At 69.0% G+C, this 22,995-nt stretch carries 22 protein-coding genes and 1 pseudogene; 13 read left to right on the forward strand and 10 right to left on the reverse strand.

The genetic code is table 11. The features are described from left to right. Positions 1-5: 5 nt before the first annotated feature. Positions 6-923 carry a LysR family transcriptional regulator gene (locus tag DTA15_RS08585; RefSeq protein ID WP_006483600.1) on the reverse strand — a complete coding sequence of 306 codons (918 nt, stop codon included), beginning with the start codon at positions 921-923 and terminating at the stop codon, positions 6-8. A 101-nt stretch (positions 924-1,024) separates the two neighbouring features. On the opposite strand from DTA15_RS08585, the gene DTA15_RS08590 reads away from it, so the two are divergent. The 7 genes from DTA15_RS08590 (at position 1,025) to DTA15_RS08620 (ending at position 9,248) form a co-directional block, all read left to right on the forward strand. Continuing rightward, positions 1,025-2,578 carry an AMP-binding protein gene (locus DTA15_RS08590; protein WP_006483606.1) on the forward strand — a complete coding sequence of 518 codons (1,554 nt, stop codon included), beginning with the start codon at positions 1,025-1,027 and terminating at the stop codon, positions 2,576-2,578. Positions 2,579-2,589: 11 nt separating this feature from the next. After that, complete coding sequence (locus DTA15_RS08595; protein WP_006483605.1) at positions 2,590-3,777, forward strand: acyl-CoA dehydrogenase family protein; 1,188 nt, start codon at positions 2,590-2,592, stop codon at positions 3,775-3,777. Next, positions 3,774-4,916, forward strand: a complete 1,143-nt coding sequence (locus DTA15_RS08600) for a CaiB/BaiF CoA transferase family protein (protein ID WP_006483594.1) — start codon at positions 3,774-3,776, stop codon at positions 4,914-4,916. Before DTA15_RS08595 ends, DTA15_RS08600 begins: the two co-directional genes overlap by 4 nt. 43 nt (positions 4,917-4,959) lie before the next feature. Continuing rightward, positions 4,960-6,258, forward strand: coding sequence for an MFS transporter (locus DTA15_RS08605; protein WP_006493195.1), 1,299 nt, complete (start codon positions 4,960-4,962; stop codon positions 6,256-6,258). A gap of 108 nt (positions 6,259-6,366) precedes the next feature. Beyond that, complete coding sequence (locus tag DTA15_RS08610; RefSeq protein WP_006483599.1) at positions 6,367-7,425, forward strand: porin; 1,059 nt, start codon at positions 6,367-6,369, stop codon at positions 7,423-7,425. Positions 7,426-7,464: 39 nt separating this feature from the next. Beyond that, entirely contained in the window at positions 7,465-7,866 is a 402-nt protein-coding gene (locus tag DTA15_RS08615; RefSeq protein ID WP_012493141.1) for a BON domain-containing protein, read from the forward strand. 47 nt (positions 7,867-7,913) lie between these two features. Then, positions 7,914-9,248 carry a serine hydrolase domain-containing protein gene (locus DTA15_RS08620; protein WP_006483595.1) on the forward strand — a complete coding sequence of 445 codons (1,335 nt, stop codon included), beginning with the start codon at positions 7,914-7,916 and terminating at the stop codon, positions 9,246-9,248. Positions 9,249-9,270: 22 nt separating this feature from the next. Here the strand turns inward: DTA15_RS08620 and DTA15_RS08625 are convergent, their stop codons facing one another. After that, positions 9,271-10,317 carry an ABC transporter substrate-binding protein gene (locus DTA15_RS08625; protein ID WP_006483608.1) on the reverse strand — a complete coding sequence of 349 codons (1,047 nt, stop codon included), beginning with the start codon at positions 10,315-10,317 and terminating at the stop codon, positions 9,271-9,273. 263 nt (positions 10,318-10,580) lie between these two features. On the opposite strand from DTA15_RS08625, the pseudogene DTA15_RS38980 reads away from it, so the two are divergent. After that, positions 10,581-10,908: pseudogene (locus DTA15_RS38980) on the forward strand (zinc ribbon domain-containing protein); the annotation flags it as partial. A 13-nt stretch (positions 10,909-10,921) separates the two neighbouring features. Here DTA15_RS38980 and DTA15_RS08640 read toward each other — a convergent pair. The 6 genes from DTA15_RS08640 to DTA15_RS08665 are packed head-to-tail and all read right to left on the reverse strand — an operon-like array spanning position 10,922 to position 16,718. Then, complete coding sequence (locus tag DTA15_RS08640; protein ID WP_006493199.1) at positions 10,922-12,073, reverse strand: NAD(P)/FAD-dependent oxidoreductase; 1,152 nt, start codon at positions 12,071-12,073, stop codon at positions 10,922-10,924. After that, the gene (locus DTA15_RS08645; RefSeq protein ID WP_012493143.1) at positions 12,066-13,508 is read right to left on the reverse strand and encodes an FAD/NAD(P)-dependent oxidoreductase; all 1,443 of its coding nucleotides are present in this window, start codon (positions 13,506-13,508) and stop codon (positions 12,066-12,068) included. Before DTA15_RS08645 ends, DTA15_RS08640 begins: the two co-directional genes overlap by 8 nt. Further along, positions 13,505-13,852 (reverse strand): (2Fe-2S)-binding protein, encoded by a 348-nt coding sequence (locus DTA15_RS08650; RefSeq protein WP_012493144.1) that lies wholly within the window; start codon positions 13,850-13,852, stop codon positions 13,505-13,507. Before DTA15_RS08650 ends, DTA15_RS08645 begins: the two co-directional genes overlap by 4 nt. Continuing rightward, positions 13,852-14,646, reverse strand: coding sequence for an ABC transporter permease (locus DTA15_RS08655; protein ID WP_006485918.1), 795 nt, complete (start codon positions 14,644-14,646; stop codon positions 13,852-13,854). The genes DTA15_RS08650 and DTA15_RS08655 overlap by 1 nt, the downstream gene beginning before the upstream one ends. Continuing rightward, positions 14,643-15,635, reverse strand: a complete 993-nt coding sequence (locus DTA15_RS08660) for an ABC transporter permease (RefSeq protein WP_006485910.1) — start codon at positions 15,633-15,635, stop codon at positions 14,643-14,645. The genes DTA15_RS08655 and DTA15_RS08660 overlap by 4 nt, the downstream gene beginning before the upstream one ends. After that, positions 15,636-16,718 carry an ABC transporter ATP-binding protein gene (locus DTA15_RS08665; RefSeq protein WP_006485925.1) on the reverse strand — a complete coding sequence of 361 codons (1,083 nt, stop codon included), beginning with the start codon at positions 16,716-16,718 and terminating at the stop codon, positions 15,636-15,638. Positions 16,719-17,011: 293 nt separating this feature from the next. Here DTA15_RS08665 and DTA15_RS08675 point away from each other — a divergent pair, with 293 nt between their 5' ends. The 4 genes from DTA15_RS08675 (at position 17,012) to DTA15_RS08690 (ending at position 20,511) form a co-directional block, all read left to right on the forward strand. Continuing rightward, positions 17,012-17,917 (forward strand): IclR family transcriptional regulator, encoded by a 906-nt coding sequence (locus DTA15_RS08675; RefSeq protein ID WP_006485919.1) that lies wholly within the window; start codon positions 17,012-17,014, stop codon positions 17,915-17,917. Positions 17,918-18,215: 298 nt separating this feature from the next. After that, a complete protein-coding gene (locus DTA15_RS08680) occupies positions 18,216-18,962 on the forward strand; it encodes an SDR family oxidoreductase (RefSeq protein WP_006485909.1) in 747 nt (248 codons plus the stop codon). A 152-nt stretch (positions 18,963-19,114) separates the two neighbouring features. Next, entirely contained in the window at positions 19,115-19,969 is an 855-nt protein-coding gene (locus DTA15_RS08685) for a DJ-1/PfpI family protein (protein ID WP_006485911.1), read from the forward strand. A 68-nt stretch (positions 19,970-20,037) separates the two neighbouring features. After that, positions 20,038-20,511, forward strand: a complete 474-nt coding sequence (locus DTA15_RS08690; RefSeq protein ID WP_006493483.1) for a YybH family protein — start codon at positions 20,038-20,040, stop codon at positions 20,509-20,511. 100 nt (positions 20,512-20,611) lie between these two features. Here the strand turns inward: DTA15_RS08690 and DTA15_RS08695 are convergent, their stop codons facing one another. Both DTA15_RS08695 and DTA15_RS08700 read right to left on the reverse strand, forming a co-directional pair. Continuing rightward, entirely contained in the window at positions 20,612-21,559 is a 948-nt protein-coding gene (locus DTA15_RS08695; RefSeq protein WP_006485916.1) for a GlxA family transcriptional regulator, read from the reverse strand. A gap of 160 nt (positions 21,560-21,719) precedes the next feature. After that, on the reverse strand, positions 21,720-22,241 hold the full coding sequence (locus tag DTA15_RS08700) for a GNAT family N-acetyltransferase (protein WP_006493481.1): 522 nt from the start codon (positions 22,239-22,241) through the stop codon (positions 21,720-21,722). A 359-nt stretch (positions 22,242-22,600) separates the two neighbouring features. Between DTA15_RS08700 and DTA15_RS08705 the strand changes: the two genes are divergently transcribed. Next, positions 22,601-22,984 carry a hypothetical protein gene (locus DTA15_RS08705; RefSeq protein WP_006493487.1) on the forward strand — a complete coding sequence of 128 codons (384 nt, stop codon included), beginning with the start codon at positions 22,601-22,603 and terminating at the stop codon, positions 22,982-22,984. The last annotated feature ends 11 nt before the right edge of the window (positions 22,985-22,995 follow it).

Raw genomic sequence — 22,995 nt, forward strand, 5'->3', positions numbered from 1 at the left:
TGTCATCACTCCCGCAAATGATGGTCGGCGCGTGCTGCGGCGCTTTCCCGCAGCAGCGCGATCATCCGTTGCGCGAGCGGCGGCACGTACGCGCCCGCGCGGTGCATCGCGCCGATGCGGCGGTCCAGTTCGAGTTCGCCGGCCCGCAGGTCGAGCGCGCGCAGCCCGGTCACCTGGGCGAGCGCGTCGGCGCCGCCGACGCACAGCAGCGACGTGCCGCGCAGCAACTGCAGCAGCGACGTGTTGCCGAAATCGGTCTCGACGCGCAGGCGCGGCGCCGGCAGCCCGCGCGCGCGGTATGCGTCGTCGATCCGGTGCCGCACCGGGATCGTCGTCTCCGGCAGCAGCCATTCCTGGTCGGCGAGATCCGCGAGCGTGAGCGCGCGCTTGCGCTGCAGCGGGTGGGCGGCATCGGCGAGCACCGTGAGCCGGTCGTCGAACAGCGCGATGGTGTCGAGCGCGGGGTCCGGCTGCTGCGGCTCGGGCGCCACCACCAGGTCGAGCTCGCCGGCCGCGAGCAGGTCGAGCAGCTCGCGCGCGAGCCGGCAGCGCAGCCGCAGCCGCGCGGCCGGCCGCTCGCGAATCAGTTGCCGGCACGCGCCGAGCACGAACGCGTTGGGCACGGTCGGCGAGTAGCCGACCCGCACGACGCCCTGTTCGCCGCCGCGGATCGCGCGCATCTCCTGCATTGCATCGTCGAATTCGAGCGCGATCCGCTGCGCGCGGGCGACGAAACGCGCGCCGGCCGGCGTCGGCGTCATCCCGTTCGCGGTGCGCTCGAACAGCGTCACGCCGACCTGCGCCTCCAGCCGCTGCACGGCCTTGGTCAGCGCGGGCTGCGACAGCCCCAGCGCGTCGGCCGCCTTGCCGATGCTGCCGTGCCGCTCCACGGCCAGCAGGTACTCCAGATCGCGGGTATCCATCAGGGGATTCCTGTCGGTTATGACTTTATATCCGGTAATGCATTGTGGTGATGCCTCGGCATCTTACAGACTGGCGGCACTGTTCGACCAGGAGAATCGTCTTGAGCTTCGCCTATTTCCTGCGGCGCGCGGCCCGCTACTGGGGCAGCCAGCCCGCCGTGGTCCACCGCGACCGCGCCGTCACGTACCGTCAGCTCGACGAACGTTCGACGCGCCTCGCGAACGCGCTGCGCGGCCTCGGCTTCGCGCGCGGCGAGCGTATCGCCGTGCAGGCGCGCAACTGCATCGAGCTCGTCGAGATCGAGTGCGCGCTGTACAAGGCGGGTCTCGTGAAAGCCGCGCTGAATCCGCGCTTCACGGCGGCCGAGGCCGCCGACGTCGTCGGCAACTGCACGCCCGTCGCGTTCATCGGCGGGCGCGGCTATACGGACTACACGCCCGATTCGCCGGGCTTCGGGTCGGTCGAGCGGTTCGTGTCGCTCGACGGCGCGGTCTCCGGCTACCTCGACTACGAAACGCTGCTCGCGAAGGGGAGCGATACGGCGCCCGACTACGTACCGGCGGCCGACGATCTCGCGGTGCTGCACTTCTCGTCCGGCTCGACCGGGCGCATCAAGGCGGCGATGCAGAGCTACGGCAACCGGCTCGCGTCGCTGCGCAAGATCGTGCTCGGGATGGACCGTCCCGCGCAGCCCGGCGACCGGCTCGCGCTGATCGGGCCGATCACGCACGCGTCGGGGATGCTGATGCAGCCCTACCTGTTCTGCGGCGCGACGCTGGTGCTGTTCGACGCGTTCGAGCCCGCGCAATTCCTCGCCGAAGTCGCGCGCCAGCGCATCACGCACACGTTCATGGTGCCGGCGATGGTCAACATGCTGCTCAACACGCCGGCGCTCGCGCAGGCCGACCTGCGCAGCCTGAAGGTGCTCGGCTACGGCGCCGCGCCGATGGCGCCCGCGCGGATCGAGGAAGCATGGGCGCGCATCGGCCCGGTGCTGTCGCAAGGCTACGGCGCGAGCGAATCGACGTCGGGCGTCACGCGGCTGGGGATCGCCGATCACGCGCATGCGCTGCTGCACGACCGCGAGCGGCTCGCGTCGTGCGGCCGGCCGCTCGGCGAAACGGAAGTGCGGGTGGTCGATGCGGACGGGCGCGAAGTCGAGGGCGATGCGATCGGCGAGCTGGTGATTCGCGGCGCGGACGTGTTCCAGGGCTACTGGAATGCGCCGGAGCTGACGCGCGAGGTGCTGATCGACGGCTGGCTGCACACCGGCGACCTCGCCCGCACCGATCGAGAAGGCTTCATCTACCTGGTCGACCGCAAGCACGACATGATCATTTCGGGCGGCTTCAACGTGTATCCGACCGAAGTCGAAGCGGCGCTGTACCGGCACGAAAGCGTGCTCGAGGCCTGCGTCGTCGGCGTGCCAGACGACAAGTGGGGCGAGGCCGTGAAGGCCGTCGTCGTGCTGCGTGCCGGCCATGCCGCGCAGGCGGCCGACCTCGTCGCGCACTGCCGCGCGCAGCTCGCCGACTACAAGGCGCCGCGCTCGGTCGATTTCGTCGCGGAGCTGCCGAAGAACGCGAGCGGCAAGATCGCCCGCAAGCTCGTGCGCGAGCCGTACTGGCGCGGCGTCACGCGTCGCGTCAACTGAAGGAGTCCGCCATGTTCGATCATCTGCAACGCCCCGAATTCGTCGCGCTGCGCGCGGCCGTGCTGCGCTTCGTCGACGACGAGCTGCGCCCGATCGAGCGCGAGCTCGGGCTCGACTCGGAAGACGTGTGGCCGCGCGACGTGCTGCGCCGCGTGTGGCAACGCTCGGCCGCGCTCGGCTTCTATACCGCGAGCCTGCCGGTCGAGATCGGCGGCCAGGGGCTGTCGATCGCCGAGGTGTGCGCGCTGAAGGCCGACCTGGCCGCCTGCGGCGCGGCGCTCGCGCCGCACGTGCTCGGCGAACTCGGCGGGCCGCCGCGCATCGGCAACATGCTGAAGTACGCGACCACCGCGCAACTCGACCGCTATTTCCGGCCGGTGATGCGCGGCGAGAAATCGACGTGCTTCGCGCTGACCGAGCCGCACTCGGGTTCGGATGCGATGAGCATCCGCACGACGGCGGTCGAGGACGGCGATGCACTCGTCATCAACGGCACGAAGCACTACATCAGCGGCGCGCCATTCGCCGATTTCGCGATCGTGATGTGCGTGACCGACGCAACCGCGACGCCGCCGCAGATCACGGCCGTGCTGGTCGATCTCGACCTGCCGGGCGTGAGCGTTCAGCATGAGTACGTGCCGATGTCGGGCCAGCACATCGACGCGGACATCCGCTTCGTCGACGTGCGCGTGCCGCGCGAGAACGTGTTCGGCGGGGTCGGCAACGGCTTCCGGCTCGGCATGTCGCGCATCAACGTGAACCGGCTGCTGCATTGCCCGACGATGCTGGGCCTCGCGATGTCCGCGTATCGCGCGTCGCTCGACCATGCGCGCACGCGCCGGCAGTTCGGCGGCCCGATCGCGCGCTTCCAGGCGATCCAGCACATGCTCGCCGACATGGCGGCCGCGCTGTGGGCGTGCGAAAGCATGATCGCGCACACGGCGGCCCTCGCCGATGCGGGCGCCGACCTGCGGATGACGGCGTCCGCGTGCAAGCTGTACGTGTCGGAGCGGTGCTTCGAGGTCGCGGACAAGGCCGTGCAGATTCACGGCAACGTCGGCGTGACGCGCGGCCATCCGGTCGAGCAGACGTTCCGCAAGCTGCGGATGTTCCGCATCCTGACCGGCACGAGCGAGATCCAGCGCAACGCGATCGCGAAGGCGATTCTCGACCCGGCCGGCGCGGGGCGCGACGCATGACGACCCGCGGCACGCGCGGCGCGTGGCCGGCCGGCGACGATCACGCGCCCGCATGGTCGTGCCTGCGCGGCGTGCGGATCGTCGATGCCGGCCAGTTGCTGCCCGGCCCGCATGCGTGCGCGCTGCTGCGCCAGCTCGGCGCCGACGTGATCAAGGTCGAGCCGCCGGGCGGCGACGCGTTGCGGCAGTTTGGCGCCGACACGTTCGCGCAGTTCAACCGCGGCAAGCGCTCGCTCGTGCTCGACCTGAAGACGCCGGACGGGCGCGCGCGCTTTCTCGATCTGGTGCGCGACGCCGATGCGGTGGTCGAAGGCAACCGGCCGGGCGTGATGGCGCGGCTCGGGCTCGATTACGCGACGCTGGCCCGCGCGAACCCGCGCATCGTGCTGTGCTCGATCACCGGCTACGGGCAGGACGGTCCGTATGCGAACCGACCCGGCCACGACCTGAATTTTCTCGCCGATGCCGGCTACTGGTCGGTGCCCGCGCAACTGCACGACACCGTCGCGCGGCCGCGCGTGCGGCTCGCCGATCATGCGGCCGCGATGCATGCGGCGCTCGCGCTGGCCGTCGCGGTGATGAGCGCGCGATCGAACGGGCTCGGCCAGCACCTCGACGTGTCGATTCACGATGCGATGTTCGCGTGGACCGCTCCGGCCGCCTGGGCGCTGCGCACGGGCCGCGATACGCCGGATGCCGCCCGCTGGGTGATGCCCGACAACGACCTGTTCGAAACCGCCGACGGGCGGCACATCGCGCTCGCGACGTTCGAGGACAAGTTCTGGGCCGCGTTCGCCGACGCGCTCGGCGATGCATGTCCGGCGCTGCGGGAGCCGCGCTACGCACGGCGCGCGGGCCGGCAGCAGCACCGGCACGCGCTCGGCGCGCAGTTGCGCGCGCTGTTCGCGACGCGTACGCAGGACGACTGGATGCGCGTGCTCGGCGCGCTCGGGCTGCCGGTGTCGCGCGTGCCCGATGCCAGCGAGCTGTTCGACGATCCGCAGGTGCGGGCTCGCGGCGCCGCGCGCGAAGTGGCGGCCGACCGCACGCTCGCGGTGCGCTTCCCGGTGAAATTCTCGCTCGGGCTGCCGGACGGCGACGACCGTGTGGCGGCGCCTGGCGAGCACGGCGGCGGGTAGCGCGACGCCCCGACCGCCCACGATAACGAAACAGGAGACAGCCATGACGAATGGTGCGCAGTACCGCCCCGGACGGGCGTGGTCCATCGCGACGATGCTCGCGCTGATGATGCTGGTGAATTTTCTCGACAAGGTCGTGCTCGGCCTCGTGTCGGTGCCGATGATGCGCGACCTGCATCTGAGCCCGACGCAGTTCGGCGTGATCGGCGGCAGCCTCAACTGGCTGTTCGCGGTCGCGGCGGTCGCGGGCGGCATCGCCGCGAATCGCTGGCCCGCGAAATGGCTGCTGTTCGCGATGGCCGCCGCGTGGGCGCTGCTGCAATTGCCGATGCTGGTGGCCGGCTCGATCTGGGTCGTCATCGCGTGCCGCGTGCTGCTCGGCATCGGCGAAGGCCCCGCGTCGCCGGTTGCGACGCACGCGATCTACAAGTGGTTTCCCGATACGCGGCGCAACCTGCCCGTCGCGCTGCTGCACCAGGGCAGCGCGCTCGGCCTGCTGATCGCGGGGTTGTCGATTCCAGTCATCACGACGCACTGGGGCTGGCGCGCGAACTTCGCGGTGCTCGCGCTGCTCGGGGCCGTGTGGTGCATTGCGTGGGCGGTGCTCGGCGAGGAGGGCACGCTGGCGCGGGCGCCGCGCGCGGCGGGCGGCGACCGCGTGCCGTACGGCCGGTTGCTGACCGACCGCACGGTGCTCGGCAACTTCCTCGGCCACTTCGCGGCGAACTGGATTCTCGCGATGACGCTCACGTGGATGCCCACCTACCTGCAGCTCGGGCTCGGCTTCGGGCCGCACGAGGCCGGCCGCATGTTTGCGCTGTTCGTCGCGGTCACGTCGCCGCTCAGCCTCGCGCTCGCATGGCTGTCGCAGACCCTGCTCGCGCGCGGCATGCCGTCGCGCCACGGCCGCGGCACCTTCATCGCGATCACGCTGGCGGTCGCCGGCGCGATGCTGGCGATGCTGCCGGTGCCGGACGTCCCGCGCGCGGCCAAGCTCGTGCTGCTGACGCTCGGCAGCGGCCTCACCTTGACCATGTACTCGATTGGCCCCGCGATGCTCGCCGAAGTGACGCCGGACGCGCAGCGCGGCGGCGTGCTCGCGCTCAGCAACGGTTTCGCGTCGCTCGCGGGCCTGGGCGCGCCGGTCGTCACCGGGATGCTGATCGAGGGCGCCGGCGCGTCGGTCGCACACGGCTTCGAACAGGCCAGCCTCGTGTGCGGGGTCGTGCTGATCGCGTGCGGCGTGCTCGGCGCCTGGTGCCTCGATCCGCAGCGCTCGCTGCGGCGTCTCTCGGGCGAAGCGGCGCGCGCCGATTCGCCGGTCGGCGCGTGCGGCCGCTAGCGCCGCGCATCGCATCGGTTTCGGCGTGCGGCCGGCTTGCCGGTCGGCGCGCCTTTCGACGGCAGGCAGTACCACGATACGCCGCGCAACGACGCGGCAGGAGGAGACATGAAGAAGATGATCGCGGCGACGCTGGTCGGCGCGCTGTGTGCAAGCGCGCACGCGCAGTCGAGCGTGACGCTGTTCGGCCGGATCGGCGGTGGCGTGCGGTGGGTCAACGGGCTGCCGGGCGGCAGCCAGGTCGGCTTCAACAACAACATCATCGCGGGAAACGAGTTCGGCATCCGCGGCCGGGAGGATCTCGGCAACGGGCTCAAGGCGCTGTTCGTGCTCGACGGCGCGTTCAACAGCGGCAACGGCGCGCTCAAGACGTCGGGCACGCTGTTTTCGCAGGCGGCGTATGTCGGCCTCGCCGGCGATTTCGGCCGCCTGACGCTCGGCCGCCAGTTCAACGTCGCGGAGGATCTCGGCATCGCGCTCGATCCGCTCGGCGGGCGCGGCCAGTCGCTCGCGGTCGAGCCGGGCGTGCTGTTCGACGGCAACTTCTTCACGCTCGATTCGCGTTTCAACAACACGATCAAGTATCTCGGGCAGGTGGGCGGGCTGCGCTTCGGCGCGAACTATTCGCCGGGCGGCGTCGCCGGCCGCTCGCATGCGGGCACCAGCTATTCGACGGCCGCGATGTATACGTATTCGGACCTGATGGGCGGCGTGTCGTACGCGAAGACGTACAGCCCCGACGGCTCGCAATCCGCGCAGACGATCCAGGCGGGCGGCACGCTGCAACTCGGCCGCGCGCGCTTCTACCTGAGCTATGCGTCGCTGAACGTGCGCGCGAACAAGGCCGGCGCGCCGTCGCGACGCGACGATATCCCGTCGTTCGGCGTCGTCGTTCAGCCGCTGCCGTCGGTGCAGTTGAGCGCGGCCGCGTTCTACGATCGCGCGCGCAATCTCGGCAACGTGTCGGGCGCGGACGGCCACAAGCTGACGACCTACGCGATCGCCGAGTATTTCCTGTCGAAGCGCACCGAGCTGTATGTCGAAGTCGACCGCAACGGGATGACGGGCGCGTACATGCGCGATCCGGCGACGATCGCGGCGCTGAACCTGCGGCGCGGCGCGAGCGCGACGACCGGCATGTCGATCGGGCTGATGACGCAGTTCTGAAGTCTTCCCTTCAACGATTTTCAGGAGCGTGATTCGATCATGCGTACTTCATCCAGAATGGCCGCGGGGCTGCTGACAGCAGCGTGCTGGACCCTCGTCGCCCATGCGCAGCCCGACGCCGCGAGCGCGGCGGTTCCGTCGTCATCGACTGCGATCGCACAGGAATCCGCGCAAGCGCCAGCACCGGCGTCGGCCGGCGTGCCGCCCGCGCAGCGCACGGCGGCCGACCGCAAGCTGAAGCGCCGCGTCAGCACCGCGCTCGCCCGCACGAAAAACCTGAACGCGACGCGCATCCTCGTGCGCGTGCGCGACGGCGGCGTGACGCTCGCGGGCTCGGTCACCGATACGGCCCAGGTGAATCTCGCCGCGGCGGTCGCGCGGCGCGTCGACGGCGTGACGTCGGTATCGAACCAGTTGCGCATCGACGGCCAGCAGCCGTGATGTCCGCGCGCATCGCGCGATCCTTTTCCACCAGGAGGCATGATCCGATGCAAATTCATCGACGCTTTACCCCGACCCGGCGAGGCCGCCGGCTGGCCTGCACCTTCGCGCTGGCCGGCGGGCTCGCGCTCGCGGCGACGGTCGCCGCCGCAACCGACGGCGTGGCGCCGACCGGCATGATGCAGGGCTTCCCGCCGCCGGCCGACCGGATCGTCGACAAGGCGAACGCGTTCACGCCGGCCCGGCTGCGCTGGGCGTTGAGCAACACGCGGCTGCTCGCGCCGACGGCCGGCATCCGGCATGCGGCCGCGCCGATGCCGCTCCCCGAGCAGCCGGCGCCCGGTCTCGACGCGCTGCCCGTGACGATCGGCGGCGAGACGCTGACGCTCGACGCGTACCTGCGTGCGACCCACACCGACGGCTTCATCGTGCTGCAGCGCGGCCGGGTCGTCTACGAGCGCTACTTCGACGGCTTCCGGCCCGACCAGCCGCACGCATGGGCGTCGATGACGAAATCGGTGACGGGGCTGCTCGCCGCGCAGATGATTGAATCCGGCGTGCTCGATGCGAATGCGCCGCTGTCGCGCACGGTGCCGGAGCTGGCCGACACGCCGTTCGGCGGCGCGACGCTGCAGCAGAACCTCGACATGGAAGTGCCCACCGCGTATGCGCCGGGCATCCCGCCCGATCTCGGGCTGTTCGGCGCGGTCGGGCTCGTGCCGCACCGCGAAGGCGCGCCGGCGAGCATCGCCGATTTCCTGCTGACCGTGCGGCGCGTGCCGGACGTCGCGCCGGGCAGCGCATGGTTCTACCAGAACGGGTCGCCGGAAGCCGTCTCGTGGGCGATGCAGCGCGCGACGGGGCAGTCGTGGAGCGCGCTGGTCGAGCGGTGGCTGTGGCGCGATTTCGCGGAAGACGATGCGTACGTCGCGGTGGACCGCAATGCGATGGCGATGGCAAGCGGCGGGCTGTACACGACGCTGCGCGACGCCGCGCGCTTCGCGGAACGCGTGCGCACCGGGCTCGCCGGCGCGCGCGGCACGCTGCCGGCCGCGACGATCCGCGCGGCATTGCAGCCGGCGCACAACGCGGCGCTGTTCGCGAAGGGCAACGTGGTGCCCGGCAAGGACGGCTACGCGTATCGCGACTACTGGTATCAGGTGAACGACGGTGATGGCTCGTTCGCGGCGGCGGGGCGCTTCGGGCAGGCGATCCTCGTCGATCCGAAAACCGCGCTGACGATCGTGAAGTTCTCGGCGTCGCCGGACTTCGCGCCGCGCGCACTCGATGCGCAGCGCGAGGCGACCCGGCCGCGCGCGGCGCTCGAGCGCGGCGATGCGCTGAGCGCGGTGGCGCGCGCGGTGGCGGAAAGGCTGCGGTAACGTTCCCGCGCCCCGTGCGCGGCTACCGTTCGATCTGCCGGTTCCAGCGCGTATCCCACTGCGCGCGGCGCGCGTTGATCGCGGTCCAGTCGACCACGGTCACCTTGCGCACCAGGTCGTCGACATTGCCGAGGCTCTGCTGCATCGTGGCGGGCATCTTCGCGAGACGGTTGGTCGGGATCTGCCTGCCGGCCTCGGCCGCCTTCGTCTGCGCGGGCGCGGATAGCAGGAACTGCGCGAGCTTCTGCGCCAGTTGCGGATCGTGGTTGTTCGCGACCACGCACAGGTCGACGAGCAGCAGCACCGGGCCTTCCTTCGGGTTCGCATATGCGACGGGGATGCCCTTGTCCTGCAGGTCGCCGACGCCGGTCGGCGTGAGCGGGAACAGGCCGGCTTCGCCCGTCTGCACCATCTCGGAGATCTTCGCCGAGTTCGGGATGTACTCGACGACATTCGGCCCGACCGTGCTCGCCCACTTGCCGAAGCCGGGCTCGACGTTCTGTTCGTTGCCGCCGAGCAGCCGGTTGATCGCGAGGAAGCCGTGCAGCCCGAACGTGCTGCTCGACGCCGACTGGAACACGACCTTGCCCTTGTATTTCGGATCGGCGAAATCCATCCACGACGTCGGCGGCGCCCAGCCTTTCTCGGCGAACAGCTTCTTGTTGTACGCGATGCCGGTCATTCCGAGCTGTACGCCCGCGCCGACGTCGTCCTTCATCCGCGCGAACGGATACAGCTCCTTCAGCACCGGCGAGTCGTCGAGTTTCTGGCATACGCCGAGGCTCACCGCGCGCGCCATTACGCCGTCGTCGAGGAACGCGACGTGGATCTGCGGCTTGTTCCGGTTCGCGAGCAGCTTCGCGAGCACGTCCGACGACGTGCCGGGCACGATCACCACCTTGACGTTGTTCGCTTTCTCGAAGTCGGGCAGCACCTGGCTCGTATAGGCCTTTTCCATCGGGCCGCCGTTCATGCCGACGTAGATCGTCTTCGTTTGCGCTAACGCGGGCGCGCCGGCGCCTGCGATGCCGAGGGCGGCGGCCGCCGCGATCGTTCCGAGCAGTTTCATCAAAATTTACTCCTGGAAACCCCGGCCTTTCTCCCAAGGGGACTTCCTTTGGGGGGCGAGGAGTGAAAGGATTGCCGTTGACAGGCAGCTTCTTCCACGGGTTAAGGTCACCGGTATGGTTCTTGTCTACAGCTACCGGGTGAAGTCGCTCGACGGTTTGCTGAACGAGCCGCGTAGTGCACTACGTCTGGAACCTCTGCAACGACACGCGGAAGCGTGCGCTCAAGTGGAACAAGAGGTGATCGACGGATTTCGACTTGAATGGCCTGGTGTCGGCTACGAAACTCGCCAACACCAGATGACGAAAAGCGTCTGCGACGCGTTCTGGTCGTCTTGCCGGAACACGCTCTGCTACAGGGCGACTACGCACTGAGCCACGTTCAAGAAAGTCGAAGAAAGCGGTTCCACCCAGTCTTGCCCGGCGTGCGAATCGAAAGACAGCACGACGCGGCCGAAAGGTATCGCAGGACTGCGAATAAGAGAGCGAGCTTGCTGTAGATGTCGTGTCGCACATTATCGTGATACCAATGCTGCGCTGATCATTCTCCGATGCGGACCGCATCGCCAGATGTGGGAATCCTTCGCCTTTAGGCGCAGGGGGACGTCAATTGTGGGGCTCCTCTTGACGGAAAGGGGCGGTCGGCGCGGCTTGGCGGAAAAAGCGGCCGATCGAGAATGCGTCGAGTGGCGTGGCGGTTTCGCCGGTCGTGACGAGATCGGCGAGCACGTCGCCGACGCCCGGCGCGAGCAGGAAACCGCCCCCGGAAAAGCCGAACGCGTGCAGCAGATTCGGCGTCGTGCGGCTCATGCCGATGATCGGGTTGTGGTCGGGCGTGCAGCCTTCGACGCCGCTCCACGTGCGGATCAGCAGCGCGTCGCGCAACGCGGGCAGCAGCGCGCACGCGTCGCGCATCACCGCGCGCGTCGTATCGACCGACGGCTGGCCGAATTCGCCGTCGCCGCGGCCGCGCCCGCCGCCGATCACGCAGTTGCCGCGCGCGACCTGGCGCGCGTACACGCCGCCGCCGTACACGCCGAGGTTGTGCATGATGAATGGCGGCAACGGTTCGGTTACCCACATGTTCGGGTAGATCGGCTCCATCGGTACCGCTTCGCCGAAGCGTTCCGCGATCGTGTTCGCCCACGCGCCGGCCGAATTGATCAGCCACGTCGCGGTGTGCGCGCGGCCGCCCGCCTGCAAGTGAAAGCGCGTGCCATCGTGATGGACCGCGTCGACGGGCGTGTGCTCGAACACGTCCGCGCCCGCCGCGCGGGCCGCGCGCGCGAACGCGGGCGACACGAGGCGCGGGTTGGCATGGCCATCGGTCTCGCACAGCGAGCCGCCGAGCGCCGCGCGGCCGAGCCACGGGTAGCGGCGGCGGAACGCATCGCCACGCATCACCTGCAGCGGCAAGCCGTGTGCGCCGGCGAGCGCCGCATACGCGTCGAGTGCGTCGAGATCGTCATGGCTGCGCGCGAGCCGCAAGTGGCCGGACACGACGAATTCGCCGTCGATGCCGATCAGCTCGGGCAGCCGATCCCAGATATGCCGCGCGCGCAGCGCGAGCGGCAGTTGCTCGGCCGGGCGGCCTTGGCAGCGTACGCCGCCGTAGTTCACGCCGCTCGCCTGCGCGCCGCAGTCGCGCCGTTCGAACAGCCCGACGCGCAGCCCGCGGCGCGTCAGCGCGAGCGCGGCCGACGCGCCGACGAGGCCGCCGCCGACGATCGCGACGTCGTAATGCCGGATCTCACTCATCGCGTGCCTCGTCGGGAATCGCCGTGACCTCGTCGCCCGCGAGCGCGGCCGAGATTGGGAACGGTTTCACCGGCGGTTGCGCACGCAACCGTCCGACGTCGGCGAGCGGGCGGCCGGTTTCGGCGGCGAGCACGAGCGCGGCCGCATCGCCGCACATGCGGCCCTGGCAGCGGCCCATGCCGACGCGTGTCAGCGCCTTCAGCCGGTTCAATTCGGTCGCCGCGCCGTCGCGCACGCAGCGGCGCAGCGTGCCCGCGTCGATCTCCTCGCAGCGGCACACGATCGTGTCGTCGGCGCAATGGGCAGCCTGTTCGGCCGGCGGCGCGAACGCCGTTTCGAGGCCGGCGCGGAATGCGCCGATGTGGGCGAGCGTGCGTTCGAGCGCGGCCGCGCCGGGTTTGGCGGACGGCGAGCGCGACGCGATGCCGGCGTCGTCGAGCAACGCGAGCGCCGCGCGCCGGCCCGATGCCTCGGCCGCGTCGGCGCCCGCGATGCCCGCGCCGTCGCCCGCCACGTAGAGGCCGCGCACCGACGTGCGTCCGGCCGCGTCGCGCTCGGGCAGCCAGGCGCGATTGAGCGGGTCGAATTCGAAGCGGCAGCCGGCGAGATCGGCGAGCTGCGTCTCGGAACGCAGGCCGAAGCCGAGGCCGAGCGCGTCGCAATCGAGTACGCGTGGCGACGCGGTTTGCCCATCGTCGCCGGCGGCGCGCCATGCGAGCCCCGTCACATGCCGGTCGCCGAGCACGCGCTCGAGCGTGACGCCCGTTTCGATCGCGACGCCATGCGCGCGCAGCCAGCCGATGGTGTAGAGCCCCTTCGCGAAGATCGACGGCATGCGCAGCAACGCGGGCGCGGCAGCGGCCTGGCGGCGCAGTGGGCTCGTGTCGAGCACGGCCGCGACGTTCGCGCCGGCCTTCGCATACTGGTAGGCGACGAGGTAAAGCAGCGGCCCCGTGCCCGCGAGCACGATGCGCCGGCCGATCGCGCAGCCCTGCGCTTTCAGCGCGACCTGGGCGCCGCCGAGCGTATAGACGCCCGCGAGCGTCCAGCCCGGCACGGGCAGCATGCGGTCGGTCGCGCCGCTCGCGACGATCAGGTGCGAGTACGGCACCGTCACTTCGCGGCCGTCCTGCAGCGTGTCGACGCGGCCGGCGCCGCATGACCACGCGAGCGTGTTCGGCCGGTAGTCGACCTGCGGCAGCAGCGCGGCCATCGTCTGGTGCACGGCGTCGGCCTTCGCCGCCTCGAAACCGTACAGCGTGCGCTTGCCCCGCACGAAGGCGGCGTCGGCCGGCGGTTGGCGGTAGATCTGCCCGCCCCAGCGCGCGTTCTCGTCGATCACGACCGGGTGCAGCCCCGCGTCGACCAGCGCCTCGGCCGCGCGCACGCCGGCCGGCCCCGCGCCGACGATCACCGGTTGCAGTACGGCGCTCACGATGCGTCTCCGGTCGCGGCCGGCCGGGCGGCCGTAAGAATCCGCATGCCGTCGGCGATCGGCGTCGAGCATGCGCGCACGCGTGCGCCGGCTTCGGTGCGCACCCAGCAGTCCTGGCAGGCGCCGATCAGGCAGAAACCCGCGCGCGGCTGGCCGCTGAATTCGCTGACGCGCACGCGACGCTGCGCGACCAGGATCGCGGTGAGCACGGTGTCGCCGGCGAGCGCCTGCGCGGGCCGGCCGTCGAGCACGAACGCGACGGGGGCGCGTTCGCGTTCGGCGACGCGCACGAACTGCGCGCCGTCGTCCGCGACGTGAGTGGAACGGGAAACGGGAGTCGTCATCAATGTTGGCCGATCAGGATGCGGTTCAGGCCGTACACGCGATCGAGCAGCAGCATCGCGCCGGCGGTGATGAAGATGACGAGCGCCGACACCGACGCCATCATCGGGTCGATCGATTCGGTCGCGTACATGTACATGCGCACGGGCAGCGTGACCGTCTGCGGCGACGTGACGAAGATCGACATCGTCAGCTCGTCGAAGCTGTTGATGAACGCGAGCAGCCAGCCGCCCGTGATGCCGGGCACGATCATCGGCAGCGTGATGCGGCGGAAGGTCGTCCACGGGTCCGCGCCGAGCGAGCACGCGGCCTGCTCGATGCTGCGGTCGAGGCCGGCGACCGACGCGAGCACGAGGCGCATCACGAACGGCGTGATGACGATCATGTGCGCGAGCACGAGCCACGCGAACGAGCCGGTCGCGCCGATCAGCGCGAAGAAGCGCAGCAGCGCGATGCCGAGCACGAGGCCGGGAATCACGAGCGGCGACAGCAGCAGCCCGTTCAGGAACGCGCGGCCCGGAAACGTCGCGCGGCCGATCGCGAGGCCGGCCGGCAGCCCGATCGCGAGCGACAGCGTGGCCGACGCGAACGCGAGCTTCACGCTGTTGAAGAACGCGGTCACGAAGTCCGGATAGTCGAGGATCGCGCGGAACCAGCGCAGCGACACGCCGCGGGTCGGCAGTGTCAGCGTTTCGTCGGGCGTGAACGCGACGAGCACGACGATCACGAGCGGCGCGAGCACGAACAGGATCACGAGCGTGTGGAAGGCGAGGGCGAAGGGACCGTTCTTTCTCATCGCGATGCGCCTCCGAGGCTGCGCGCGTAGCGGCGTTCGAGCACGCGGTAGTAAGTGAGCATCACGACGAGGTTCGCGGCGAGCAGCAGCACCGCGATCGTCGCGCCGAGCGGCCAGTTCAGCGAGCCGAGGAACTCGTCGTAGACGGCCGTGGCCGCGACCTTCAGCCGTCGTCCGCCGAGCAGGCCCGGAATCGCGAACGCGCTCGCCGACAGCCCGAACACCATCAGGCTGCCCGACAGCACGCCCGGCATCAGTTGCGGCACGACGATGCGGCGCAGCGTCGTGAACGGCGACGCGCCGAGCGACAGCGCCGCGTGTTCGGTCTGCGGATCGAGTCGCTGCAGCGCGGTCCACACGGGAATCACCATGAACGGCAGCATCACGTGCACCAGTGCGATCACGATCGCGAAGGTCGTGTATTCGAGCTTGTACGGCCCGAGACCCGCGAGCCCGAGCGCCTGGTTCACGAGCCCGCCGGTGTTCAGCAGCATGCTCCAGCCGAACGCGCGCACGACCACCGACACCAGCAGCGGCGCGAGGATCGCGAGCAGGAACAGCGAGCGCCACGGGTCGCGCATTTTCGACAGCACGTACGCTTCCGGCGTGCCGATCGCGACGCAGATCGCGGTGGTCAGCGCGGCGATCCCGAACGTGCGCGCGAAGATCGTGTGGAAATACGACGAGCCGAGCACTTCCGCGTAGTTGCCGAACTGGAACGCGGCGATCGGGCCGGTGGCCGGGTCGAAGCGGTAGAACGTCAACACGAAGGTCATCGCGAGCGGCACGAGCACGAGCGCGGCGAAGAGTGCGAATGCGGGCGCGCACATCAGCCACAGCGGCGCATGGGCGCGCCAGCTCGCGCGTGTCGTGCGGGCCGGCTGCGTCGCGTGCGCGGCGGTGCGTGTCGGCACCGCGTCATGCGCACCCGATCGCGCGAGTCCGGCCGGTGCGACGTCGGTCGAGAGCGGGCGGGAAGGCGGTCGCATTCAGGCCTCCCGGCGCATCACGCGCACCGCGTCGCTGTGCCAGTCGATGCCGACCGGCGCGCCTTCCGCGAGCGGTTCCGCGCCTTCGTTCTGGCAGCACACGAGCACTTCGCCGAGCGCGCTGTCGACGCGGTACAGCCACTGGCTGCCGAGGAAGAACCGGCTCGTGACGGTCGCGGCGAAGCGGCCGGCGTCGGGCGCGCACAGCCGCAGCTTCTCCGGACGGATGCAGACCGACACCGCGTCGCCGACGCGCATGTCGCGCTCGCGCGGCGGCAGGTGCGCGGTGCGGCCCGTCTCGGCGAGATCGTGCCCGAGGTCGATGCGGATCGCGTCGCCGTCGTGCGCGACGATCGTGCCGGGCAACAGGTTCGCCTTGCCGATGAACTGCGACACGAAGCGGTTTTCCGGGCGCTCGTACGCGCGGTACGGCGTATCGGTCTGCGTGATGCGGCCGGCTTCCATCACGACCACGCGGTCGCTGATCGACAGCGCTTCGGACTGATCGTGCGTGACCATGATCGTCGTCGTGCCGATCTTGCGCTGGATCGCGCGCAGCTCGAACTGCATCTCCTCGCGCAGCTTCGCGTCGAGGTTCGACATCGGTTCGTCGAGCAGCAGCACGGGCGGCTCGATCACGACCGCGCGCGCGATCGCCACGCGCTGCCGCTGGCCGCCCGACAATTCGCGCGGAAAGCGGTGCGCGAGCGCGTCGAGCCGTACGAGCGCCAGCGCCGCGCGGATGCGCTCCGCGCGCTCGGCCTTGTCGACGCCGCGCATGTCGAGGCCGAAGCCGACGTTCTCAGCGACGCTCATGTGCGGAAACAGCGCATAGCTCTGGAACACGATGCCGAGCCCGCGGCGGTTCGGCTTCAGGTGCGTGATGTCCTGCCCGTCGAGCGCGATGCGGCCGCGCGTGACGTCGACGAAGCCGGCGATCATCTGCAGCGTGGTGGTCTTGCCGCAACCGGACGGCCCGAGTAGCGACACGAATTCGCCCTGTTCGACCGACAGGTTGACGTCCGCGACGGCGGTGAGCGCGCCGAAGGTTTTCGTCAGATCCGTAAGCGTGAGAAACGACATGGAGAGCTCCGGTTCGCACACCGCGTGGCCGGTGCGCCGATGACGCGGACTCTAGCCAGCCATATTTCGGCGCGTCAATTTCGAATTCTGCTCAACGGGATGAATTTCGAAAAAATTCCGTTTAACGGAACGAACAGGCCGATCGCAGGTGAATCGTTCCGATGGATGAAGGGCGCCCGAGCTGCGAAACGCACGCGTCAATCCCGTGCACACCCGGATGTCAGCGGAATTTCGACCGGACGACAATGGCGGCTACCCTATTCCGTTCAATGAAATCGTCGAGGAGAGCCGGCATGCAGGAACCCCATTCGCCCGGAACGTCGCCGGCCGCGCGCACGCCGCGCCCGGACGAGGGCGTCGTCGACGCGGCAGATGCGGTCGAGCCGGCCGGCGCGCCCGGTACCGGCATGCTGCAGCGTGCGTTCGCGATCCTGCGCGCGCTGGCCGGCATGCAGCAGGACGGCGTGCGCGTCACGCATCTTGCGAAGGCCGTCGGCCTCACGCAGGGCACCGCGCACCGGATCCTGCAATCGCTGATCGCCGAAGGGATGGTCGAACAGGACGAGCAGTCGAAGCTGTACCGGCTGAGCGTCGACTTCTTCGCGCTCGCCGCGCAGGCCGGCAACCCGAGCAGCATGCGCACGCTGTGCCGTCCGGCGTTGCTGCGGCTGTGCGCGAGCCTCGGCGAGACGATCTTCCTGCTCGTGAAGAGCGGCTTCGACGCCGTGTGTCTCGACCTGTGCGAAGGGCCGTTTCCGATCCGCTCGTTTACCGGCGACATCGGCGGGCGCATCGCGCTCGGTGTGGGGCAGGGCAGCCTCGCGATCCTCGCGTTCCTGCCCGAAGCCGAACGCGAGGAGGTGATCCGCTTCAACGTGCCGCGCATTCGCGGCTACGGCGTGCTCGACGAGGTGTATCTGCGCACCGAGATCGAACGCGTGCGGCAACTCGGCTACGCGGGCCGCAATAGCGGCGTGCTCGACGGGATGGCCGGCGTCGCGGTGCCGATCCTCGACCGCACCGGTTATCCGGTCGGCGCGCTGAGCGTCGGCACGCTCGCGTCGCGGCTCGGCGACGACCGGATGCCGATGGTCGTCGAACTGCTGCGACGCCAGGCCGACGCGATCGGCCCGCGCACCAATCCGTTCGACGCCGCGTTGCGGCGGCCGATGCACGGGCTATCGGGGAAAACCGTCTAGCGAGCGTCGCGCGTTGCCGTTTCATCGGCTTGCTTGCGCAAGCCATGCACGTCCGATCAAGGCGCGCAGGGTCCGGCGGACTCGCGCGCTTTCGTTTTTCTTGCGGGCTTGCGCGTGTGGCGCCGCGAGCGCGCGATACGTTCGGATCGAATGGCGTTTTTCGAGGGTTATACGACCTTTGAGCCATATACGTCCCGTTCCATACTTCACATGAACGAGCAAGCCGGAGTCCGCACACAAACGCAATGACGCGTCGCATATCCGGCCTGATCAATCACGACATGAAAAGGAACGGAAGATGCGACTCAAGAGCAAATCGGCATTGATCACGGGCGGCACCAGCGGCATTGGTCTGGCCACCGCGAAGCTGTTCATTTCAGAAGGCGCGCGCGTCGCGGTGACGGGGCGCGACGAGGCCGTATTCGAGCGGGTGAAGGCAGAGCTTGGCGAGCATGCGATCGTGCTCAAGGGCGACGTACGGTCGCTCGACGACATGCGCGCGATTGCAGCCGAGGTCAACGACACGTTCGGCGGCCTCGATGTCGTGTTCGGCAACGCGGGCTGGGCGTTCCCGTCTGCCGTCGACGACATCGACGACACGCTCTACAACGACATCATGGACGTCAACGTCAAGGGCGTGGTGTTCACGCTTCAGGCGGCGCTGCCGTACTTGCGCGAAGGTTCGTCGGTGATCCTCAATACCTCCTTCGTCGCGCAGACCGGCAAGCATGGCATCTCGTTGACCGCCGCAGCGAAGGCCGCCGTGCGATCGCTGGCCCGCAGCTGGTCGTACGAATTTCTCGACCGGAAGATCCGCTTCAACGCGATCGCGCCCGGCGCGATCGACACACCGCTGCTCTCGAAATGGGGCAAGCCCGCCGAATGGGTGCGCGCCCGCAAGGCCGAATTCGCCGAAGCGATTCCGGTGGGTCGCATGGGCACGGCGGACGACATCGCCTGCGCCGCGCTCTATCTCGCCAGCGACGAATCGTCGTTCGTCGTCGGCACCGAGCTGGTCGTCGATGGCGGCGCGTCGCAGCTTTAAGCCCGTGCGTCACGTTTCCCGAGCCCGGTAGGTCGTCCCGGCGCGTTCCCCTCCCGATTTCACGTCCGCCGCGCGGTTCGCCGTGGCGGTTATTTCATCCGGCCCGGCGGGGTTGCGCTCGCCCATGGGCCGAAGTGCAAGGAGCAATCATCTTGACCGACAGTAGCGACAACCATGCGCCCACCGGGCCACTCACACGGGCAGGCCGTTCCCGCCGCGATGTCCTGAAGTTCGGCAGCGCCGCCACCCTCGGCGCCGTGCTGGGCGGCAGCGCGTTGCTCGGGCACGCCGCGCCTGCGCCGACACCGACAGGCAGCGCAGGGCTGCTTGCGCCGAACGAGCCGCTCGACATCCTGATCGTCAATTACGACGGCGGCACGCTGCTCGACTTCGCGGGCCCCAGCGAAATCTTTCACCGGCTGCCGAATACGAACGTTCGCTACGCGAGCCTCGATGGCGGCAACGTGACGCTCGAATTCGGCGTCGTGTACGGGAAGACCGAGCGATTGGCGGATATCGACAAGACCGACGTGATCCTCGTGCCCGGCGGGTCCGATTTGTCGGCGCCGATGCGGCCGGCGTATCAGGCGCAGATCCGGCGTCTGGCGGAAAGGGCGAAACACGTGACGTCGGTGTGCAACGGCTCGCTCGTGCTCGCCGCGACGGGCGTGCTCGAGGGCAAGCGCAGCGCGTGCCATTGGGCGTTCGTCAACAAGCTGGCCGAATACGGCGCGATTCCCGTTCCCGACCGCTTCGTCGAAGACGACAACGGCCGCTTCATGAGCGGTGGCGGCGTGACGGCGGGCATCGACTTCGCGCTGCGCGTGGCGGCGAAGCTGCGCGGCCAGCCGGCCGCCGAATACACGCAACTCGTGATCGAATACGATCCCGCTCCGCCGTTCCACTCCGGTCATCCGAGCGATGCACGGCCCGAACTCGTCGCGATGGTCGACAAGAAGCTGCCGGGCGCATCGAAGGGCCTCGCACGCATCCCCGGCGTTCGCTGACACGTTTGCTGGCAACCCGTGCAGGGTTGCCTGCCTCTTCAATTCAAACCCTATTCGGAAATCACTCGATGCGACAGATCCATCCGTGTACGGCTGCGTTTGCAGCCTGCGTGTCCTTTTTCGCACTCGCGACGCCGGCGCTCGCCGCAGGTTCGCAACGCCCGCCCGAAGCGGCCATCAAGGCCGAAAACGCGCGATGGGCGGATGCCTTTGCGCGAGGGGATTACGACGCGATCGGCCGCCTCTATACCGACGACGGCGCGCTCTTGCCGCCGGGAGGCGATAAAGTCACGGGCCGCCGCGCGATCACCGAGTACTTCACCAACGGGTATGCCGGATCGAAACCCGGCACTGTATCGTTCAGCCATTACGAGTTCTACGGCAATGAGCGGGTCGTGACGGAGGTGTCGGATGCGGAGGTTCGCGACGGTGATGGAAAGCTGAAGATCCGCGCCAAGCAGACGCTCGTCTTTCTGAAGCAGGGCGGCGTGTGGAAGCTGCATCGCGACATGTGGAACGCTTACCCGCCGGTCAAGGATTGACGATCGTCGACGTCCGGCGAAAGGACGCGCGACGTGCCCACGCGCCCATCGCCGGTTAGCGGGAAGCGGGCCACGCAGCGCGCTGATCGGCAGGGCTCGATCAGCGCGCTGCGTTCGTTCTGCTCTCGCGTCGAATCGCTTGCGGCGGATGCCCGTGCAGCTTGATGAACGCTCGGCGCATCCGTTCGGGATCGGTGAATCCCACCGCCAGCGCAATCTGTTCGATCGGTTCGCTGCCGCCCTGCAGGCGCAGCCTTGCGGCTTCGACGCGCAAACGCTCGACGGCCCGCGCCGGCGTTTCACCGGTTTCCCGGCGAAACGCGCGGCCGAACTGTCGCACGCTCAGGCTGGCGGCATCGGCGAGCCGTTCGACCGGCAACGCTTCGGCCAGATGTTCGCGGGCGAAATTCAGCGCAATGCGGATGCGATCCGATTCCGGCTCCATCTGCGACATCGCGGAGAATTGCGACTGCCCGCCGGGCCGCCGATACGGAACGACCAGCAGCCGCGAGACCTCGCGCGCGATCTCCGCGCTCATGTCCCGTTCGATCATGCCGAGCGCCAGGTCGATGCCGGAGGCAATACCCGCCGACGTCCAGACGCGGCCATCGACGACATAGATGCTGTCGCCGTCGACCCGCGTGCGAGGGAAACGCGACTGCAATTGCGCCGCGTATCGCCAGTGCGTCGCGGCTCTCAAACCGTCCAGCGAGCCGGTTTCGGCAAGCAGGAACGCGCCCGTGCACACGCTTGCCACCCGCGACGCCTTGGCGGCCAGTTTTTTGGCCGCGGCGATATTGTCCGAGGTCTGCATCGGCGCGATATCGCCGCCGACGAACACGACGGTGTCGAACGCGCGTCTTCCGATCGGTTTCGTGTCGATCGAAAGGCCGGTATTGCCGGGAATCGGGCCGCCGGTTGGCGAGATGACATGAAGCGCGTAGGGCGTATGGCCGGCGGCCGTGGCCACCTGATTGAAGGCCGACAGCGGGCCGCCAAGATCGAGCGCGTCGTAGCCACGGCAAACGAAAAATCCAATGCGATGCATCACGAAGCCATTGATCGAGAACCCCGGAATGGCGAATTCTACCGGGAACCCTCGAATTGTGTCGTTTGACTCGAAACGAGGGAAAACCGTTGTTTACGCCGCCGTCGATCAACTGTATTCGTTTGCGCCGTGCTGATGCGATGCCGACGGAAAGCGATGCTCAGCGACGGTAGATGAACTCGAGATCGGTCGATGCGCCGACCTTGAAATCGTACGTGCCGACCCGCTTGAAGCCGGCCTTCTCGTAGAACGCGATGGCCTTCGCATTGCCGGACCACACGCCCAGCCATACCGGGCCGGGGCGCGTCGCGGCGAGATACTCGAGCGCGGCGTCGAACAACGCGCGTCCGGCGCCGGTTCCCTGCGTGCCGCGGCGCAGATAGATCTGATGGATCTCGCCTGAACCGTCCGCCACTTCCGGGTGCGGAAGCTTGCACGGCCCCGCGTGCGCATACCCGACCAGCGTGCCGTCGTCGCCTTCCGCGACCCACGTCCGGCACTGCGGGTCGCCGAGCTGTTCGGTGATCGCGGCAACCGAGTAGGTGCGGGCCTCGTACTCGGCCAGATCGTTCGGCGGATAGTCGATGCCGAAGCCGTCCTGCAGAAAGGTTTCGCGAAACGTATCGCGTTTCAGTTCGGCAAGCGGTATGGCATCGGCCAGGGTCGCAACGCGGATCAACATGACGCTTCTCTCGGTTCGGTATCGGGCCGACAGTTTATCCCGGGTGATGTCGAGCAGCCGCTTCGTGGCCTGCCGACCGGCGACCGCCGCAGTCGGACGCACGGCGGCCTCGTTCACGTCGACATCGGCAGGCCGCGCGATCGCTTCCGGGTCGGGCAGCGATGTTGCGCGCGGTCGTGCAGGCGGCTTCCCGATGCGGAAAAAAGCGCCGATTTTGCAGCGCAGCGAAAGGCGCCGACGCTCGGCTGGCCCGGCCCCCGTAACCCACGGAAACCGCCGGCACGGTCATCATGCGGATGCCGATGGTTGACCGCCGGCGGACATGCTAGGATTTCCGTCAAACAACTCCGGAGACTGCGATGCCGTTCATCTGCGAAAACGTTGAATGTCGTGCCGTGCTGGCTCGCGGGCAGGTCAGGCACCATCAGGAGGGCGCCGGCTGGTGCTTCTACTGCCCGGACTGCAACACCAGAAACGAGTTGATGAATATCGGCACGCTCAGCGGCCCTGTCGAGCTGGTTCAGCCGGAGCGGGCCAGCCCGCCGCACAAGGTCGTCGCGACGGCCCGGCCGCTGGATGACGGCCGATACGCGGCGCAGTTGAGCGTCCAGCGGGCGCTCGCCGTGAAAGGCACCTACGCGGCCGAAGAGCACTGGGATGAACTCGGCGTATTCGGCGACGCGCAGGAAGCCGTCGCGCACGCGAAGTCTTTCGCCACCGACCTGCTGCAGCGCGCGGCGTAGTCGGCACTGTT

The organism is Burkholderia cenocepacia (assembly GCF_900446215.1).
GTDB classification, from domain to species: domain Bacteria; phylum Pseudomonadota; class Gammaproteobacteria; order Burkholderiales; family Burkholderiaceae; genus Burkholderia; species Burkholderia cenocepacia.